Annotated in this window: 17 protein-coding genes; 9 read left to right on the top strand and 8 right to left on the bottom strand. The window is 68.6% G+C overall.

What is annotated here, in order from left to right:
• Positions 1–155 precede the first annotated feature (155 nt).
• From J2853_RS24810 to J2853_RS24820, 3 genes are all read left to right on the top strand, one after another.
• Positions 156–671, top strand: coding sequence for a DUF6328 family protein (locus J2853_RS24810; RefSeq protein ID WP_307561858.1), 516 nt, complete (start codon positions 156–158; stop codon positions 669–671).
• A gap of 128 nt (positions 672–799) precedes the next feature.
• A complete protein-coding gene (locus tag J2853_RS24815; RefSeq protein WP_307561860.1) occupies positions 800–1,486 on the top strand; it encodes a TetR/AcrR family transcriptional regulator in 687 nt (228 codons plus the stop codon).
• Positions 1,483–2,208: a DNA alkylation repair protein gene (locus J2853_RS24820; RefSeq protein ID WP_307561862.1), complete on the top strand. Its 726-nt coding sequence runs from the start codon at positions 1,483–1,485 to the stop codon at positions 2,206–2,208. The genes J2853_RS24815 and J2853_RS24820 overlap by 4 nt, the downstream gene beginning before the upstream one ends.
• Before the next feature lie 59 nt (positions 2,209–2,267).
• Here J2853_RS24820 and J2853_RS24825 read toward each other — a convergent pair whose 3' ends face one another.
• The 5 genes from J2853_RS24825 to J2853_RS24845 all read right to left on the bottom strand — a co-directional run bounded on the left by J2853_RS24825 (position 2,268) and on the right by J2853_RS24845 (position 7,270).
• A complete protein-coding gene (locus J2853_RS24825) occupies positions 2,268–3,170 on the bottom strand; it encodes a carbohydrate ABC transporter permease (protein ID WP_307561864.1) in 903 nt (300 codons plus the stop codon).
• 8 nt (positions 3,171–3,178) lie between these two features.
• Positions 3,179–4,081 carry a carbohydrate ABC transporter permease gene (locus J2853_RS24830; protein WP_307561866.1) on the bottom strand — a complete coding sequence of 301 codons (903 nt, stop codon included), beginning with the start codon at positions 4,079–4,081 and terminating at the stop codon, positions 3,179–3,181.
• Positions 4,082–4,205: 124 nt separating this feature from the next.
• Positions 4,206–5,615: an N-acetylglucosamine/diacetylchitobiose ABC transporter substrate-binding protein gene (gene ngcE, locus J2853_RS24835; RefSeq protein ID WP_307561868.1), complete on the bottom strand. Its 1,410-nt coding sequence runs from the start codon at positions 5,613–5,615 to the stop codon at positions 4,206–4,208.
• 21 nt (positions 5,616–5,636) lie between these two features.
• Positions 5,637–6,392 (bottom strand): sugar isomerase domain-containing protein, encoded by a 756-nt coding sequence (locus J2853_RS24840; RefSeq protein ID WP_307561870.1) that lies wholly within the window; start codon positions 6,390–6,392, stop codon positions 5,637–5,639.
• A 2-nt stretch (positions 6,393–6,394) separates the two neighbouring features.
• Positions 6,395–7,270, bottom strand: coding sequence for a MurR/RpiR family transcriptional regulator (locus J2853_RS24845; RefSeq protein ID WP_307561872.1), 876 nt, complete (start codon positions 7,268–7,270; stop codon positions 6,395–6,397).
• Positions 7,271–7,422: 152 nt separating this feature from the next.
• On the opposite strand from J2853_RS24845, the gene J2853_RS24850 reads away from it, so the two are divergent.
• From J2853_RS24850 to J2853_RS24875, 6 genes are all read left to right on the top strand, one after another.
• On the top strand, positions 7,423–8,025 hold the full coding sequence (locus J2853_RS24850) for an HAD family hydrolase (protein ID WP_307561874.1): 603 nt from the start codon (positions 7,423–7,425) through the stop codon (positions 8,023–8,025).
• Positions 8,026–8,100: 75 nt separating this feature from the next.
• Positions 8,101–8,910: an SAM-dependent methyltransferase gene (locus tag J2853_RS24855; RefSeq protein WP_307561876.1), complete on the top strand. Its 810-nt coding sequence runs from the start codon at positions 8,101–8,103 to the stop codon at positions 8,908–8,910.
• 222 nt (positions 8,911–9,132) lie between these two features.
• Positions 9,133–10,146, top strand: coding sequence for a glutamine synthetase (glnII, locus tag J2853_RS24860; protein ID WP_307561878.1), 1,014 nt, complete (start codon positions 9,133–9,135; stop codon positions 10,144–10,146).
• Between the two features lie 393 nt (positions 10,147–10,539).
• Positions 10,540–11,409 carry a TrmB family transcriptional regulator gene (locus J2853_RS24865; RefSeq protein WP_307561880.1) on the top strand — a complete coding sequence of 290 codons (870 nt, stop codon included), beginning with the start codon at positions 10,540–10,542 and terminating at the stop codon, positions 11,407–11,409.
• Positions 11,410–11,480: 71 nt separating this feature from the next.
• Positions 11,481–13,145, top strand: coding sequence for an NAD(P)/FAD-dependent oxidoreductase (locus tag J2853_RS24870; protein WP_307561882.1), 1,665 nt, complete (start codon positions 11,481–11,483; stop codon positions 13,143–13,145).
• Positions 13,142–14,611, top strand: coding sequence for an ATP-binding protein (locus J2853_RS24875; protein WP_307561883.1), 1,470 nt, complete (start codon positions 13,142–13,144; stop codon positions 14,609–14,611). Before J2853_RS24870 ends, J2853_RS24875 begins: the two co-directional genes overlap by 4 nt.
• 150 nt (positions 14,612–14,761) lie before the next feature.
• On the opposite strand, the gene J2853_RS24880 is transcribed toward J2853_RS24875, so the two are convergent.
• From J2853_RS24880 to J2853_RS24890, 3 genes are all read right to left on the bottom strand, one after another.
• A complete protein-coding gene (locus J2853_RS24880; RefSeq protein ID WP_307561885.1) occupies positions 14,762–16,018 on the bottom strand; it encodes an alpha/beta fold hydrolase in 1,257 nt (418 codons plus the stop codon).
• A 174-nt stretch (positions 16,019–16,192) separates the two neighbouring features.
• The gene (locus tag J2853_RS24885; RefSeq protein WP_307561887.1) at positions 16,193–17,026 is read right to left on the bottom strand and encodes an LLM class F420-dependent oxidoreductase; all 834 of its coding nucleotides are present in this window, start codon (positions 17,024–17,026) and stop codon (positions 16,193–16,195) included.
• Positions 17,027–17,089: 63 nt separating this feature from the next.
• Entirely contained in the window at positions 17,090–18,148 is a 1,059-nt protein-coding gene (locus tag J2853_RS24890; RefSeq protein ID WP_307561889.1) for an NAD(P)H-dependent flavin oxidoreductase, read from the bottom strand.
• Between the last annotated feature and the right edge of the window lie 24 nt (positions 18,149–18,172).

Here is an 18,172-nt window from a genome sequence, read left to right on the forward strand (position 1 = left end):
GGTCGCGTACGGACGATTTCGCGGGAGGAAAGCGGCGGGCCGTTCGGTGAGGAAAGAACCGGAACCGTTCAGGTCGTACGACCTCCGCGTAAAGCTCAGCCAAGAAAGGGATTTATAGCTATATAGAGCTATAAAATGGCCATCAGGTGAGTCCGTTGAACTATCGAGACCTGAAAACCGAGAGACCCGAACCCGGCGAGAGCCCGAAGGAACGCGTCGACCGGGAACTGAACGAACTCCTGCAGGGCTTGCGCGTCTCCGCCACCGGAGTCCAGGTTCTGTTCGCCTTCCTGCTCGTCCTTCCGTTCCAGAGCAGGTTTTCCGAGATGGGCCCGCTCGGCCACCGCCTCTTCTTCGTGGCCCTGCTCAGCGGCGCCCTGGCCTCGGTGTGCTTCATCGCCCCCGCGGCCCAGCACCGCCTGCTGTTCCGAACCTCGCTGAAGGAGAAGATGCTCCGCCGGGCCAACCGGATCGGCATCGTCGGCCTGATCTTCCTGATGGTGTCGATGGCCACCGCGGTCGCACTGGTCGTCGAGACCGTCATCGACGACGTCGCCGCAGTGATCTTCAGCGGCGTGGTGGCCCTGACCGCCGCCTGGCTGTGGCTCCTGCAGCCGATCATCGACCTCCACCGTCTCCGCACCTCCCGCGGCGGACGACCCTCCCGCTGACGGGCCCGCGAGTTCTGGCCTCCGCGTCCGGCGACACCCTTAGCAAGCGCTTGGTTACACCCAAAGCCGGGCATGAGCTGGAACGTTTATGTGAACAAGCGATTGCGCAAGGGCTCATAATGGAGGACGTGAACACGCGAAAGAACTCCGGCGCGACCGCGACCCCGGTCAAGCGCCAGGGCGCGGCGAAACGCGCGACCTCATCGGGCCCGGCCTCAGAGCGTCGCGACCACCTCGTCAGGCTCGCCGCCGAGCTCTTCGCCCGGAAGGGCTTCCAGGCGACCACCGTCCGCGAGATCGCGGAGGAGGCGGGCATCCTGTCCGGAAGCCTGTACCACCACTTCGACTCCAAGGAGACGATCGTCGACGAGGTGCTCACCACCTTCCTCGACGACCTCGTCGGCCGCTACCGCGCCGCCCTGGATCAGGACGGCGACCCCCGCACGATCCTCTCAGAAATGGTGCGCATCGGGTTCAGCACCCTCGAACCACACCGCGCGGCGATCACGGTCATGCAGAACGACTGGAGTTACCTGCGCTCCCTGCCCGGCGACCGTTTCGACTATCTGGTCAGAGCCGAGGACGAGGTCGAGCGCATGTGGGTCGAGCAGATCAAGCGGGGCCAGGCCGCCGGCCAGCTCCGCGCCGACGTCGATCCCAAGCTCACCTACCGCATGATCCGCGACACGATCTGGGTGGCGGTGCGGTGGTTCCGCCCGGGTGGCCGCCTCAACACCACCGGCCTCGCCGAGCACTACATCACCGTCCTGTTCGACGGCGTGGCGACCGGCGAGCGGAGCAGCCACAGCGGATGACGCCTTTCCAGAAGGCGGTGCGAATGGCGCTCGCCGACGCCGCCGATCCCGCCAAGGCTCAGGCGATGCAGGCCTACATGAAGTCCGAGATGCCCTTCCTCGGCGTGCAGGCCACTCCTCGCCGCGCCGCCCTGAAGAGGGCCTTCCTCGAGCACCCCATCGAGACGGCGCCCGAATGGCGCAAGGCGACCCTGGCCCTGTGGCGGGAGGCCGAATACCGCGAGGAGCGCTACGCGGCGATCGAGCTGACCGGTTTCCGGACGTACCGGAGCTTCCAGACGCTCTACGCGCTTCCGATGTACGAAGAGATGATCGTCAGCGGAGCGTGGTGGGACTATGTCGACGACCTCGCCATCCGCCGCGTCGGGGGCCTTCTGGCCGCCTTCCCCGACACCATGCGCTCGCTCATGCTCGACTGGGCCCACGGTGACGACCTCTGGAAGCGCCGTACGGCCATCCTGTCCCAGAACAGGTTCAAGACCGCCACCGACACCGGGCTGCTCTACGCCTGCATCGAGCCGAGCCTGTCCGACAACGACTTCTTCGCCCGCAAGGCGATCGGCTGGGCCCTGCGCGAATACGCCAAGACCAACCCCGGCGAGGTCGTGCGCTACGTCGACCACATGGGCATCACCGGCCTGAGCCGCCGCGAGGCCCTCAAGAACATCCCGGAGAGCGGGGTCCGGCCCGCTCGCCGGGCCCTCGGAGACCCGGCCGGCTGATCGCGAAAGGGGCCCAGCGGACCTTCCAGGACGGGGTCGCCGTCCTTGAGGAGATCGGGCTACTTGAGCGCTCCGGCGGTCAGGCCCTTCTGGATCTGACTCTGGAAGAGCGTGTACACGATCAGCATCGGAAGGATGGCCATGCTGAGCGCGGCGAACAGGGCCGACCAGTCGGCGTCGTAGCCCGCGGCGGTGGAGATGTCGGCGATGCCCTGTGTGAGCACCCATTTATCCCTGTCGGAGGTCAGCAGGACGAGCGGGAGCTGGTACTGGTTCCACTGGCCCAGCACGTTGAAGACGGTCACGCTGACGATGCCCGGTTTGGCCATCGGGAGCATGATCTGGAAGAACACCCGCGTGTGCGAGGCCCCGTCCACGAAGGCCGCCTCGGCCACCGCCCCCGGCAGCGTCCTGAAGAACGCCGCCAGGAAGAAGACGGTGAAGGGCAGCGAGTAGGCGATGTAGACCAGGACCAGCCCGCCGTGCGTGTTCAGGCCGATGAACTGGCCGATCAGCGGAATCGTTCCCATGTTCTGCACGACGAAGAACAGCGGGGTCAGCGCCAGGTAGACCGGGAAGGCCAGCCCGGAGACGAACAGCAGGTAGATCGCGCGATTACCGCGGAACCTGTAGCGGGCCAGCACGTAGGCGGCCATCGAGCCGAACAGCATCGTGCCGAACGTGCTGAAGGCCACGACGACGATGCTGTTCACCATGTACTGGCCGATGTGCGCCTGTTCCCAGGCGCGACCCCAGTTGTCGAAGCGGAGGGAGGCCGGCAACGACCAGGCGTTGCCGAAGATCTCATCCTCGCTCTTCACCGACGCGAGGAAGGTCCACACGATCGGCACCGCCACCAGGACCGTCCAGATCAGCAGCGCGGTGTGGGTCAGGACCGACAGGGGCCCCAACCGCCTCCTGCGTTCCTCACGCGCGTACGCCCGGCTCTTGGAAATCGCCACCTCTGCCACTAGAACTCGATTCGTTCACGCCGCGACAGGCGCAGGGCCAGCGCCGCGAACCCGATGGTGAAAAAGAACAGCACCACGCCCATCGCGGAGGCGTAGCCGAACTTGAAGTACTGGAAGGCGTTGCGGTAGATCTCCGCCGCCATCACCGTCGTGGAGTGGTCGGGACCGCCCTGCTCCGCCGTCATCACCCACACGATGGCGAAGACGTCCAGCGCCGCGATGCCGAGATAGACCCAGCCGACCTGGATCGTGTCCCAGAGCAGGGGCAGCGTGACCCTGAAGAACAGCTGCGCTCCCCCGGCGCCGTCGATCGACGCCGCCTCGAACAGGTCGCGCGGGATGGAGGCGATGCCCGCCGAGAAGAGCACCACGTAGAACCCGACCGCCTGCCAGACCAGCACGCCGAGAATCGACCAGAACGCGACGTCGGTGTCGGACAGGAAGCCGATCGGCTCAAGCCCGAGGGCGATCAGCGGCGCGTTGAGCATGCCGCTCTTGTCGGGCCTGAACACCTGCTGGAACAGGACCGCGACCACGGCGATGGCCAGCACCTGGGGGAAGAAGAACACCACCCGGTAGAACTTCGACCCCCAGATGCCCCCGGTACCGCCCCGCCCGCCCGCGTTGAGCAGGAAGGCGAAGAAGAGCGCGATCACAAGGGTGAGCAGCGGCATCAGGATCAGCAGGAGCAGGTTGTGACCGACCGCCCCCCAGAAGATCCCGTCGCCCAGGAGTCTCTGGAAGTTCTCCGTACCCACGAACCGCGGGCTGGCGCTCACTCCGCGCCAGTCGGTGAACGCGATGTAGAACGCCTGCGCGTAGGGGGCGATCACGTAGATCACGTAGAGCGCCACCGGGATCACGAGGAACCCGGCGACGAACCGCATCCTGCCGTAGTTCATGTGACTTACCGTTCCTCGTCCGACCCGCTCGCGCGGTTCGTCGTCGTCACCCCGTGAACCTCCCGCCCGCCGTCACCTCGCGAACCTCTCATCCGGCGCCACCCGGCGGACCGCTCACTCGCCGTCACCTCGTGAACTTCTTCACCGAGGAGTCGCTCTTGATCGAGTCGGCCTTCTTCTGCGCGCGGTCCATCCACTCGTCGACGGTCAGCTTGCCGCTCATCAGCTGCCCGGACGCGGCGGCCACCTCGTCGTGCATCTCGACGTACCACTTGCGGAACAGGAACCAGACGGCGTTGTCGCCCGCCGCGGTCAGGGCGTCCGAGGCGCTCTTCAGGCCCGGCTTGAGCGTGAGTCCCTCACCCGCGTTCTTGACGATGGTGAGCGTGGAGACCATCTCCATGAACTTGCCCGCGCCCTCCTTGGAGAGCATCGCCCGCATGTACTCCAGGCCCGCCCGGGGGTTGCCCGACTTGGACGGCACGACGTACTCCTCGCCCGGCTGGATGTGCATCGTGCCGTACGGCAGGGCGTCGGAGGGACCGAAGTCCGGCAGCGGGAACACCGCGTAGCCGAAGTCGGCCGGGGTGGAGTCCTTCTGCTCGTTCTCCAGCCAGGAGCCGCAGGGCAGCATGGCGACCTCGCCCTTGTTGTGCGCGAGCTGCGTCTGGATGTGGTCGAGGCCGGCGGTGCCCTGCATCAGGTAGTCGGCGCCGAGCTGGGCGAAGGCCGTCGCGGCCTGCTTGACCGGCTCGGCCTTCCAGGCGCCGTCCTCCAGGTTGTCGATGTTCTTCAGCACGTCCTTGCCGCCGATCTTCGCGGCGAGCGTCAGGATGGCCTCGTAGATGTAGAACGGGTGCTTGCCCGCGTAGGTGAACGGCGCCGTCTTGCCCGACTTCTTGATCGTCTCGCACAGGGCGATGAAGTCGGTCCAGGTCTTGGGGACCTGCCAGCCCTCCTCGGTGAAGAGCTTCTGCGAGTACCAGATGCCCCAGACGGTGTTGGCGTAGGGGAGGACGTACGGCTTGCCGTCGTAGCTGCCGAACGTGATTGCGGCCGGGTCGATCGTGTCGCGCACCTTGACGGCGGGGTCGTCCCAGCTCGGCGCGTCGTACAGGAGCGTGAGGTCGGTGAGCTGGTCGTCCTGGACCAGGGCTCCGAAGTCCATCGCGTTGGCGCCCGAGTTGTTGATGAACTCCGGCGGGTTGCCACCGGCGAAGCGCGGCTGAAGGGTCTTGGCGACCTCCTTGGTCGCGTTGTGCTTGATCTCCAGGGCGGGATGCTTCGCCTTCAGCAACGGCTCGTGGATGTCCTTGGCGTAGGCGTCGCCGAACCCTCCGTCGAAGACCCAGATCTCCAGTGGCTTGTTCTCGGCGAATCCGAGCGGGTTGGCCGCACTGGTGGCGCCCACGGCGGGCGCGGAGGAGGCGCCGCCGCCTCCTCCGACGGGACTGGCGCACGCGGACAGGGCGGGCAGGGCGATCCCGGCCAGGACCGCGCTGCGCAGGAGCTCACGCCTGGATAACTGGGTCATGCTTCCTCCTGGAGGGGGTGGTTAGGCACCTCGCCGGATCCTTCCGGCATAGCGGTTCTCAAGAGCCCGGTTGTGCTCGTCGCCGCCGATCACGTTGGCGGACCGGTAGATCGGCGGCGTCTGGCCCTCCTCGATGAGGCCGCGCACCACCTCTGCCACGACCATCTGCGCCAGCAGCGCCGAGGTGATCGTGGAGACCGCGCCGAACGAGCCGCCGTCCGGGAGCGGCAGGACCGCGTCGCCGTACGGGGCGCCGTTGTCGAGCACGACGTCGGCGAGGTCGAGCAGCTTGCGGCCCGAGGGATGGCGGGAGGTCATCGCGGTGCTGTGCTGGACGGAGGTCAGGGCGATCAGGTCGTGCCCCTTCTCCTTGACGATGGAGGCCAGCTCCACCACCGAACCGTTCACCCCCGAGCTGGAGATCAGCACGAACACGTCCTGCCGCTGGACCGGGGCCAGGTCGTAGATCTTCTGGGCGATCGTGGGGTCGCGCTCCAGCTCGGCCCCGTTTCCGAGGACGGTCACCGGCGCCCCGCCGTACAGGACGACGTCGCGCAGCGCGAGCCGGTTGCTGGGGACCAGCCCGCCCGCGCGCCCGGCGATCTCCATCGCGATCGCCTCGGAGTGCCCCGAGCCGAAGGCCTGGATCACCCCGCCGTCCCGCAGTGATCCGATCATCAACGCGGCCGCCTGTTTGACCGCGGTCCCCTGCGTCTGGACGACCTCGTCCATCAGGGCTCTCACTTCATGGACGTAGTCACCGGCTCCGATGTCCACGATCAGCTCCTCTCCACGCGGTGGCTCTCCAGTGCCCGGATCGTCCGCTCGAACGCCTCGTTGGTCTTCTCGTAGGTGCGTTGCGCGACCGCGACGTAGACGGCGTCGAGGACGAAGAGCTGGGAGTGGACGGCCGCCAGGCCGCCCAGTCTGAAGGTGGTCTCGCGGCTGGCGGTGGTCAGCACCAGATCGGCCAGCTCCGCCAGCGAGGACCGGGCGAAGGAGGTGACCGCGACGGTCAGCGCGCCCCGGTCTCCGGCCTCGGCGAGCGACTCCAGGACCTCCCGGGTGCGCCCCTGGTGGGAGATCCCGATCGCGACGTCGCCCTCGTCGAGCAGCGCGGCGTCGGCGAGCGCCTCGTGCGCGTCGGCGTGGCTCCAGCAGGGAACCCGGATCCGGCGGAGCCGTCCGCCCATCATGGAGGCCACCGCCCCGCTGGTGGAGACCCCGAAGATCAGGACCCGCCGCGCCACGACCATCGCGTCGGCGACCTTGGCGACGGTGTCCGCGTCGAGCTGGACCGCGGTCTCCTGGATGAGCCGGGAGTCCGCGGCGGCCATCACGCCGATCGCCGCGTCGAGCGGATCGGTCGGACCGATCTCGTGGCCCACCCCCGCGTCCCAGTTGGCCTGCGCGGCGCGCCCGTTCTCCGTCGCCAGCGCGACCCGCAGCCCGGCGTACCCGGCGAAGCCGAACACCCGGCAGAAACGGGTGACCGTGGCGGGTGAGCTGCCGCTCCGCTCGGCGAGCGTGATGATCGTGGACCGGGCGGCCTCCGCCGGGTCGGCCAGGATGGCCTCGCCGACTCGGCGGAGCGCCTCCGGCAGGCCGGGCGTCTCGGTCTGGATGCGCCCGAGGGCTCCTGCTGCCACAGGCATTCCTTTCACCCGATAAGCGAATGGGTGAAAATTATTCTTAACTTCGGCCGCCGTCAAGACGCAAACACAACGTCCTCCCATTTGACCGGCAACGCGCCGCATATGGTGCGCGATAGAGTTTGACCCGGTTCACCGTCACGCGTTAGGTGCCCATGCTCGATCAGCGACTTCAGCCCGTCCCGCCGTACACCGCACTCGTCTTCGACTGCGACGGCACCCTCGTCGACACCTCCTCCGCCAACGAGAGCGCCTGGCGGACGGCTCTGGCCACCTGGCGGGTCGAACTGGATCCGGCCTGGTACCGCGCCCGCACCGGCCTGTCCGCCGACCGCCTGCTGGCCGAGCTGGAGACCGAGACCGGCACCGAACTCGACTATCGGGCGGTTCAGGCCGCGGCACTGGACGCCTACCAGTGGCTGATCCACACCGTCACCCCGCACCGGCAGGTCAGCGCGATCGCCGAGGCCCACCGGGGCCGGGTGCCGATGGCGGTGGCCTCGGGAGGGTCCCGTCAGTCGGTGGAGGAGACCCTGCGCGTCACCGGCCTGCTCCCGCTCTTCGACACCGTGGTGACGAGAGACGACGTGCGGTACGGCAAGCCCGCCCCGGACGTCTACCTGCTCGCCGCCCGGCTCCTGGGCGTCGCCCCGCACGCCTGCGTCGCCTACGAGGACACCGACGAGGGAGTGGGCGCCGCGCTCGCCGCCGGCATGACCGTCATCGACGTCCGCCCCTCACTCCAGGGAAGAACGTGAACGGGGTCCGTCCAGGCCGATGATCGTCTAGCATCTCCACTGCGTCTGAGCAATCAGACAAAAAAGGAGAATGTCATGACCGAGGAGCAGTTACCCCCGGGAGTCGACCCCACGATCCCGAGCGTGGCGCGCATGTACGACTACTACCTCGGCGGCAAGGACCATTTCGCCTCCGACCGCGCCGCGGCCGAGGAGTTCATCGAGGTCGTCCCGGGCATCCGGATGATGGCGCGGGCCAACCGCGACTTCCTCCGCAAGGCGGTGACCGAGCTCGCCGGCCAGGGCATCCGCCAGTTCCTCGACATCGGCTCGGGGCTGCCCACCCAGGAGAACGTCCATCAGGTCGTGCACCGGATCATCCCCGACGCGCAGGTCACCTATGTGGACAACGACCCGATCGTCCTGGCCCACGGCCGGGCCCTGCTGATCGACAACCCCCACACCACCGTGGTCCAGGCGGACATGCGCGAGCCGAAGGCCCTGCTCGACCACCCCGAGGTGCGGGCGACCATCGACTTCGACCGGCCGGTGGCCCTGATCCTGCTGGCGATGCTGCACTTCGTCCCCAAGGACGACGACGCCGAGACCATCGTCGCCGCGGTGCGTGAGACGCTGTCGCCGGGCAGCCATCTGGTGCTGTCCCACGGCTTCGCCGGCCACGCCGGCCAGGAGACGCACGACAGGGCGCAGCAGGTCTACAGCTCCACCGCCACCGGCTCGCTCACCTCGCGCGGCCCCGCCCAGATCGCGGCCTACCTGGACGGGCTCGACGTGCTGCCCCCCGGGATCGTCCCGGTCGAGGCCTGGCGACCGGAGTTCGACGAGGACGTCACGATCGACTTCAACCAGCCGAGCATCCTCGGAGCCGTGGCCCGGGTCCCCTAGCGTCCGGCCGCCCATCGCGTCCATCCGCCAGGTGATCGCCGCCGTCGGCCCGCGAACGACCAGCTCACAGCCCCAGAACACCGTTGTGCGTTATTTTCACGGAGCTTTCACCTGCCCGAACGGCCCTGGGTAACATCCTGTTCACATACGGGCAACAGACGCGAAATCGCGACTTGCGACTCTTGCTGTGCAGCAGCCCCTCCCTTCGCAAGGACTCCGTAGATGAGCTTCAAGGCTGAATACATCTGGATCGACGGCACCAAGCCGACCGCCAAGCTTCGTTCGAAGACCAGGATCCTGGCCGACGGTGAGGAGCTCCCGATCTGGGGCTTCGACGGATCCAGCACCAACCAGGCCGACGGCTCCTCCTCGGACCGTGTGCTCAAGCCGGTCTTCACCTGCCCGGACCCGATCCGCGGCGGCAGCAACGTGCTGGTGCTGTGCGAGGTGCTCGACACCGACATGACCCCGCACGCCAGCAACACCCGCGCCGCTCTCGTCGAGGTCGCCGAGAAGTTCGCCGACCAGGAGTCGTGGTTCGGCATCGAGCAGGAATACACCTTCTTCAAGGAGGGCCGCCCGCTCGGCTTCCCGAGCGGCGGCTTCCCCGCCCCGCAGGGTGGTTACTACTGCGGCGTCGGCGCCGACGAGGTCTTCGGCCGCGAGATCGTCGAAAAGCACCTCGACTACTGCCTGGCGGCCGGTCTGGCGATCTCCGGCATCAACGCCGAGGTCATGCCCGGCCAGTGGGAGTTCCAGGTTGGCCCGGCGAGCCCGCTGGACGTCTCCGACCACATGTGGATCGCTCGCTGGCTGCTCTACCGCACCGCCGAGGACTTCAACGTCGCCGCCACGCTTGACGCCAAGCCGGTGAAGGGCGACTGGAACGGCGCCGGCGCGCACACCAACTTCTCCACCAAGGCGATGCGCGAGAGCTACGACCCGATCATCACCGCCTGCGAGGCCCTGGCCGCCAACGCCGCCGAGCACGTCAAGTCCTACGGCGCCGGCATCGAGGACCGCCTGACCGGCCAGCACGAGACCGCCCCCTGGAGCGAGTTCAGCTACGGCGTCTCCGACCGCGGCGCCTCGGTCCGCATCCCGTGGCAGGTCGAGGTCGAGAAGAAGGGCTACATCGAGGACCGTCGCCCGAACGCCAACGTCGACCCCTACCTGGTGACCCGTCTCATCGTGGACACCTGCTGCACCGCCCTGGCGAAGGCCGGTCAGGTCTGACCCACCCCACGGCGAGGCCCTGCGCGAGGCCGCGAACATCCTGCCGGGGGTGTTCGCGGCCTTTCGCGCTCCTATCGTCTGAGTTCACGTCTATTGAACCTGATTCGGTTTATGCGAAAACCGGAAAACGCCAGGCTCGACCGACCACCGCATCGATCTTCACGTCCCGAAGAGGCTTCTCACCTGCCGCTATCGGGGCGGGCGACCTCCGGCCCGGCCTGTTCGGCGGAATCAACCGCGGCGGGGAAGCGATTTCCAGCCGGATGACCAGGACATCTCTCACCGTTCTTGGCGGCGCGTTCACGGCCCGCGACCTGATATGACGCAAATTAAGTCAAATCAGGTGCTTTAGGACAGCACTAAACAGCTACCGCGAGCCGTACCATAACTGCGATGCGGGACGTGGTGGAGCAGTTGCAGCGCCTGGGCATGTCGGGTTACGAGGCCAAGGCCTACATCACCCTGGTCGGCGCCGGAAAGCCACTCAACGGCTACGAGGTCGCCAAACGTTCCGGCGTGCCGCGCAGCACGGTCTACGAGACGCTGGGCAAGCTGGTGTCCAAGGGCGCCGCCTACGAGCTGCACGGCTCCGACGACGCCACCGACTACCTGCCGCTGCCGCCCAGATCGCTGCTGGAGCGCATGCGCCGGGAGTTCGACGACTCGGTCGAGTCCCTGGAGTCCTCGCTTCCCACGATCATGGCGCCGCCCGAGGCCCACCTGACCCACAACCTCAAGGACGCGAGGGCCCTGCTCACCCGGGCCGAGGACGTGGTGGCCGGATCACGAACCGACCTGTTCCTGTCGATCTGGCCGCAGGAGATGGAGCGGCTGTCCCCCCTGGCCAAGCGGGCGGTCGAGCGCGGGGTCGACACCTCGGTGATGCACTTCGGACCCACCGCGGACCCGGTCGGGCACCTGTACGAGCACCGGTTCCCTCCCCCCGCGGTAGCCCTGGAGAGCCTGGGCTACCGCCTCCTGGTCATCGTCGGCGACCGGCGGGAGACCCTGATCGGCGGGTTCGTGGACGACTCCGCCTGGGGCGTCTACACCGAGGATCCGGCCGTGGTCATGATGGCGGCGGAATACATCAGGAACGACATCGCCATGGAGATCATCGCCGACCGGGTCGGGCACGACTCTTTACGCGAGATCTGGGCCGCCGACCCCGAGCTCAGGCGCCTGCGCACCGGCCACGGCCGCCCGGCCGCCCTTCTCCGTGCCGTCGGGGGGCCGGATCTTAACCTGCCGCTCACCTACTGATGGCAGGATTGCTGGAAAATAGATATGACATTCTTCGAGGGAGATTGTCGCCATTTTGGGGGAGACAGCGTATGGATAAGCCGGTCATCATGACGATCGACGATGATCCGGGCGTCTCGCGTTCCGTGGCACGCGATCTCCGGCGCCGCTATGGACAGTCCTATCGCGTCGTCCGGGCCGACACCGCTGCCGACGGGATCGCGAGCGTCCGTGAGCTGCGGTTGCGTGGCGACGACATCGCGGCGTTCCTCGCCGACTACCGCATGCCGCAGATGAACGGCGTGGAGTTCCTGGAGCAGGCCATGGACCTGTATCCGTACGCCCGCCGCGTTCTGCTCACCGCCTACGCCGACACCGAGGCCGCGATCCAGGCGATCAACGTGGTGGACCTCGATCACTACCTGCTGAAGCCGTGGGACCCGCCGGAGGAGAAGTTCTACCCCGTGCTGGACGCCCAGCTCGAAGCCTGGCAGCGGACGGATCGGCGCGAGACCGACGAGCTGCGGGTGGTGGGCGCTCGCTGGTCGTCACGGTCCTACAAGGTCCGTGACTTCCTGGCCCGCAACCAGGTGCCCTACCGCTGGCTGCTGGCCGACACCCCCGAGGGCGGCGAGCTGCTCGCCGCTGCCGGCGAGGTGAGCGACATCAGCCCGGCCAAGCTGCCGCTGGTCATCACCGCGGAGGGCAGGAAGCTCGTCGCGCCGAACACCTCCGAGCTGGCCGAGGCCGTCGGCCTGTCCACCGCTCCGGCCACCGACTTCTACGACCTGATCGTCATCGGCGGCGGCCCCAGCGGGCTGGGCGCGGCGGTCTACGGCGCCTCCGAGGGGCTGAGCACCGTGATGGTCGAGCAGCACGCCTCGGGTGGGCAGGCCGGTCAGAGCTCCCGCATCGAGAACTACCTGGGCTTCCCCGACGGCGTCTCCGGCTCCCAGCTCGCCGACCGCGCCCGCCGCCAGGCCCTGAAGTTCGGCGCGGAGCTGCTCACCGCCCGCAAGGTCACCAGCCTGGAGGTCAAGGGCCAGACCAAGGTGGTCGGTTTCGCCGACGGCGGCAGCATCGCCGCGCACACCGTCATCCTGGCCACCGGCGTCTCCTACCGGAGGCTGAACGCCCCCGGTCTCGACGACTTCATCGGCAGCGGCTGCTACTACGGAGCGGCCATGATCGAGGCGTCCGAGTGCCGCGACCGCGAGGTCTACATCGTCGGCGCGGCCAACTCCGCCGGACAGGGCGCGGTCTACCTGTCGGGGTTCGCCAGCAAGGTGCACCTGATCGTCAGGAGCGACGGGCTGGAGAGGACCATGTCGCACTACCTGATCGAGCAGATCGCGCAGATCCCGAACATCGAGGTGCACACCGAGACCCAGGTGATCGGCGCGGAGGGCGAGGGGCACCTGCAGCAGATCACGCTGAAGGGCCCGAACGGCGAGCAGACGAGAGAGGCCGAGTGGCTGTTCGTCTTCATCGGCGCCCAGCCGTTCACCGACTGGCTCGGCGACACGGTCGAGCGCGACGCCAAGGGCTTCGTCCTCACCGGGCCCGACCTGACCGCCACGGAGAACCGCCCCCGCAACTGGCCGCTCCGGCGCGAGCCGTACCATCTGGAGACCAACGTGCCGGGCGTGTTCGCCGCCGGGGACGTCCGGGCCGACTCGATCAAGCGGGTCGCCTCGGCGGTCGGCGAGGGCGCGATGGCCGTGGCGCTCGTCCACCGCTACCTGGAGAAGACATGACGGAACAAGACAACGTCTCCGGCGGCCGGGTCGGCCAGGGGGGTCGCGCGATCGGCAAGGACGTGCTCAAGGGGCTGTTCCTCTTCGAGAAGCTCGACGACGAGAAGCTCGCGTTGCTCGCCGGTTACGGCACCGAGCAGGACTTCGACGCGGGCGAGCGGATCGTGAAGCAGGGCGACCCCGCCGAATTCTTCGTCGTCCTCATCGAGGGCGAGGTCATGATGACCGTCGAGACCCCCGCCGGGCCGATCGCGATGAGTCCCACCTCCCAGCCCGGGGTCTACGGCGGGGCCTTCTCCGCCTACCTGGAGGAGCGCTCGCCGCAGACCTACGCCCACTCGCTGCAGGCGACCAAGCCCTCACGGTTCTTCGTCCTCCCGGCCGAGATATACGGCCAGGTCATCAACGAGTGGTTCCCGATGGCGGTGCACCTGCTCGACGGCGCGCGCATCGGCGGGATGGCGCAGCGCGAGCTCATCGACCGGCGGCAGCGGCTGACCGCGCTCGGCACGATCACCGCCGGGCTCACCCACGAGCTCAACAACCCGGCGGCGGCGGCCGTACGGGCGGTGGGCGAGCTGCGGGACAAGGTGAAGTCGGCACGGGAGGAGCTCGCCGGCCTGATCGAGGCGGGCATCGAGCCCACCCGGCTGCGCACGCTGATCGACCTGCAGGAGAAGTGCACGAAGAGCGCCTCGGACGCCCCCGGACGATCCCCGCTGGAAATCTCCGACGCCGAGGACGAACTGTCCGACGCGCTGGAGGAGGCCGGGGTGGAGGACGCCTGGGAGCTCGCACCGCCGCTGGTGGGCGCGAGGTTCGCCCTCGGCGACCTGGACGACGTCCGCACCACGGTCGGGGAAGAGCACCTGAACGGCGCGATGCACTGGCTCGCCGACGCCACCGAGATCTCCCAGATGCTGAACGAGGTGACCGACGCGACCGAGCGGATCTCCTCGCTGATCGCCTCCGCCAAGCAGTACTCCCAGATGGACCGCACGCCGTACCAGACGGTGGACGTGCGGGAACTGCTGGACAGCACGCTCACCATGTTCCGGGGCAAGATCCCGCCGGGGATCAGCGTGGTCACCGACTACGACCCCGAGCTGCCGCCGATCCCCGCCTACGCCGGGGAGCTCAACCAGGTGTGGACGAACCTGATCCACAACGCCCTGGACGCGATGGCCGGCACCGGCAGGCTCACCGTCCGCACGGCCGTCGAACACGACACGGTCGCGCTGATCGAGATCGGCGACACCGGCCCCGGCGTGCCCGAGAGCCTGCGCGAGCGGATCTTCGAGCCGTTCTTCACCACCAAGTCGGTCGGCGAGGGCACGGGGCTGGGCCTGGACATCTCCTACCGCATCGTCGCCGGTCGTCACGGCGGTGACCTGCGGGTGGAATCGGAACCGGGGAACACCCGCTTCCAGGTACGGCTGCCGCTGGTCGAGGCGCCGGCAACCTGAGAAGGCCCCGCCGTCCGGTGGGCGGGACGGTTTCCCCGCCGGGGCTCACGCGTGGCGCGTGTGCGACCTGCGGGCCACGCCACCCCGGAGGGCGCTCCGCGTCCCGTCCGCGGGCGCCCTTTCCCGGCGCCCGCGGACGGGACGCGGACGTCAGCCGTGAACGCCGTCGATCATGCCCATCAGGCGGGCGAGGACCTTGCCGTCGGAGACGCGGACGCCGTCGTGCTCCCACTCGTTGGTCACCCAGGCCCGCACGTTGCCGACCCTGCGGGCGGTCTCCATGGACAACCCCTCGTCGACGTACATGTCGTCGTAGTAGACGGCGGCGGCCACCGGAACCCGGTTGGCGGCCAGCCGCACCGGATCGTAGAGATCCGGCCAGCCGGAGTCGGCGGCGATGATCTCGGCGGCGCCCTTGAAAGGACGGAGGGCCGCGATCTCGTCGAACATCCAGGGGTAGATCATCTCGCCGGTGGGCAGCAACGGCTCGGCGTCCTCGTGGAACTCCCCGGGCAGCAGCCGGTGGGCCGCCCACCCGGTGGCGGCGCCCTGGGCGTAGATCGACTCGTGCAGGACCGCGTAGAGGGGGTTGCCGACGAAGCCGGTGGCCATCATGACCTCGTACAGGAACAGGTCGGAGAGTTTCCCTCCGGTCCACGCCTCGTCGAGCACCCAGTGCAGGTATCCGGCTCCGTCGCTCATCCCCAGGCACATGCCCATGCTCTGCAGGCGGCGCACGGTCAGCAGGTCGCCGTCCGGAAGCAGGACCTTCTCGCGGCGCAGGTGGTCGGCGATCTCCTTCAGGCGTCCCGCGTCCGCGGGGTGGCGGGCGAAGTAGCGGTCCGCCTTGGCGCGGACCCGGGGATAGGTGCGGGAGTAGACGTCGGCGGCGGTGGCGTCGAGCCCGGCCAGGCCTCCGGTCACGTAACAGGCCTTGAGACCCTCGGGAGCCCGGGAGAGATAGGTCAGCGTGATGAACCCGCCGTAGCTCTGCCCGAGGGTCTCCCATGGGCGGTCACCGCAGAGCTCACGCCGGATCAGCTCGGCGTCGGCCACGATCGAGTCGGCGCGGAAACGCTTGAGGTGGGCGGCGCGCTCGGCGTCCGTGCCGGTCACCGTCTTGGCGGTGAGAGGAGTGCTGCGACCGGTCCCCCGCTGATCGAGCAGAAGCACCCGGTGGGTCTTCAGCGCGTGTCCCAGCCAGCCGGCGGCCTCGGTCGGCCTCGGTGACTTGCCGCCCGGACCGCCCTGCAGGAAGACCAGCCACGGCAGGTCCTCGCCCTGCCTGGCCGGATCCACCGCCTCCCTGGCGAAGACCTCGATCGTCGTACCGTCCGGATCGGCGTGGTCGAGGGGAACGGTGAACACGTGGTCGGTGAGCGCCACACCGGGCAGAAGGACAGTCACTTACGAGAACCTACCCGATTCCTCGGAACGGGCTTCGACCACGTTGACCGCGCGACAGGCCACGGGGACGAACGTCCGGAGAAGGCCGCGTCGGCTCACCGCCGCTCCCCGCGAGGAGTGGCGTACGAGAAGATCAGGCGAGGGAAGGCGGTCGGGTGCGACGCGCGGCCGAGATCATTCCCCTCGCATCTCCGCGAGGGCCGTCTCGAAGGCGTCCATCTGGAGTTCGACGCGGCTCAGGCCGGTCGACGGCAGCGTCGACAGCACGGTGCCGACCCCCGCCCGCTCACACGCCTCGATCACCTTGGGATCAGAGGGGATGGCCATCATCACCACCCGCACCCGCTTCCCCGCCTCCTCGGCGCGCCGGAACAGCTCCGGCACCCGCTCCAGGATGCCGGGTCCGTACGTCGGCAACCAGCCGTCGCCGTAGGCCAGCACGCGGTCGAACACCTTGGGCCCCATGCCGCCGACCAGCACCGGAGGGTACGGTCGCTGCGCCGGCTTCGGCCACGACCAGAGCGGATCGAACGACACGAACTCGCCGTGATACTCGGCTTCCTCGCGGGTCCAGATCTGCTGCATCGCCTCGACGTACTCCTTCATCAGCGCGAAACGGCGTGCCGGATCGACCCCGTGGTTGCGGATCTCGGGTTCGTTCCAGCCCGCTCCCACCCCGAACTCGAACCGCCCGCCCGTGAGGGCGTCGACGCTCGCCACCGACTTGGCGAGGCTGATCGGGTGGTGCTGGGGAATCAGGCAGATGCCGGTCCCCACCCGCAGTCGCGTCGTGGCCAGACCCGCGGCGGTGCACGAGACCAGGGGGTCATAGGTGTGCCAGTACTTGCGGGGCAGCGGGTGGCCCTCTCGCATGAGGGGCGCGCCCGCCTGGATGTGCGTGTGCTCGGCGAACAGGAGCATCGAATGACCCCGCTGCTCGACCACCTGGGCGACCCCGGCGGGATCAACTGCATCGTCTGTTGCGAAATAGCTGAAACCAGAGTCCATATCTCAACGTATCCCGACACGGTTCAGTCTTCCCGGGCGACACCCGGTTACGTGGCGGACGTGTCAGGCGCGGTCCCGCAGGATCCGCTCGGTGTCGGAGACGAGTTCGTCGAAGTAGTCCTTGGCGGGACGCGGGCGGGCGAGCGCGGCCGCCTGCCCCGACAGCAGGCTGGAATGGTCCGCCGTCCCGGCCCTGCGGATGGGCAGCATGAGCTTGTTGAGGAAGGGGTACGGCGGGACGTCGTCCTCGAACGCCGCCTCCTCCCGAACGAACCGGTTGGGAATCACCCGAAGGTGACGTCCGGAGAACAGCCGGGTGAGCACGGTGACCCTCGCCTCGGGGCCGCTCAGGATCGCCCTGTGCACCGGGCTCGCGCCGGCCTCGGCGGTCATCAGGAAGCCGGTTCCGATCTGCACGCCGTCCGCGCCGAGGGTGCGCGCCGCGGCGACGCCCCGGCCGTCGGCGATCCCGCCCGCCGCGACGACCGGAACGGAGACGGCGTCGGCCACCTGGGGCACGAGGGAGAACGTGCCGACGAGCGACTCACCGGCCGGGCGCAGGAACGAGCCCCGATGCCCACCGGCGTCGTTGCCGGAGGCGATGACGGCGTCCAGCCCCGCCGCCTCGAGCGCGACGGCCTCGTCAACCGTCGAGGCCGTGCCGATCGTCACGATCCCGCGCCCGCGCGCCTCCGCGATCACCCGCTCCGGCGGCACGCCCATGATGAAACTGATCACCGGAGGCTCCGCCGCCAGCAGCGCCTCGATCTGGGCGTCGAAGTCCTGGCCGAAAGGCTCGTCCAGGTTCGGCGGACTCACTCCGAGTTCCTCGTAGTACGGCCGGAGCCGCTCGACGTGCCTGGCGAGGTCATCGGGCCGGTCGCTCTCGCCGGGCTGAGGCACCCACAGGTTGACCGCGAACGGCCGGGCGGTGGCGGCCCGCAACTCCCCGACCACCTCAGTGATCTGCTCCGGCCCGAGGTTGTTCGCGCCGTACGAGCCCAGCCCGCCGCTCTCCGACACGACGGCGACGAGCGCGACCGTGGACAGTCCCCCGCCGAACGGGCCCAGGACGATCGGATGCTCGATGCCCAGCAGGTCTTCGAGCCGTCGTGTGCTCATGGTCGTCTCTCCCTCCCCTCCGCC

Source organism: Streptosporangium lutulentum, assembly GCF_030811455.1.
GTDB lineage: Bacteria > Actinomycetota > Actinomycetes > Streptosporangiales > Streptosporangiaceae > Streptosporangium > Streptosporangium lutulentum.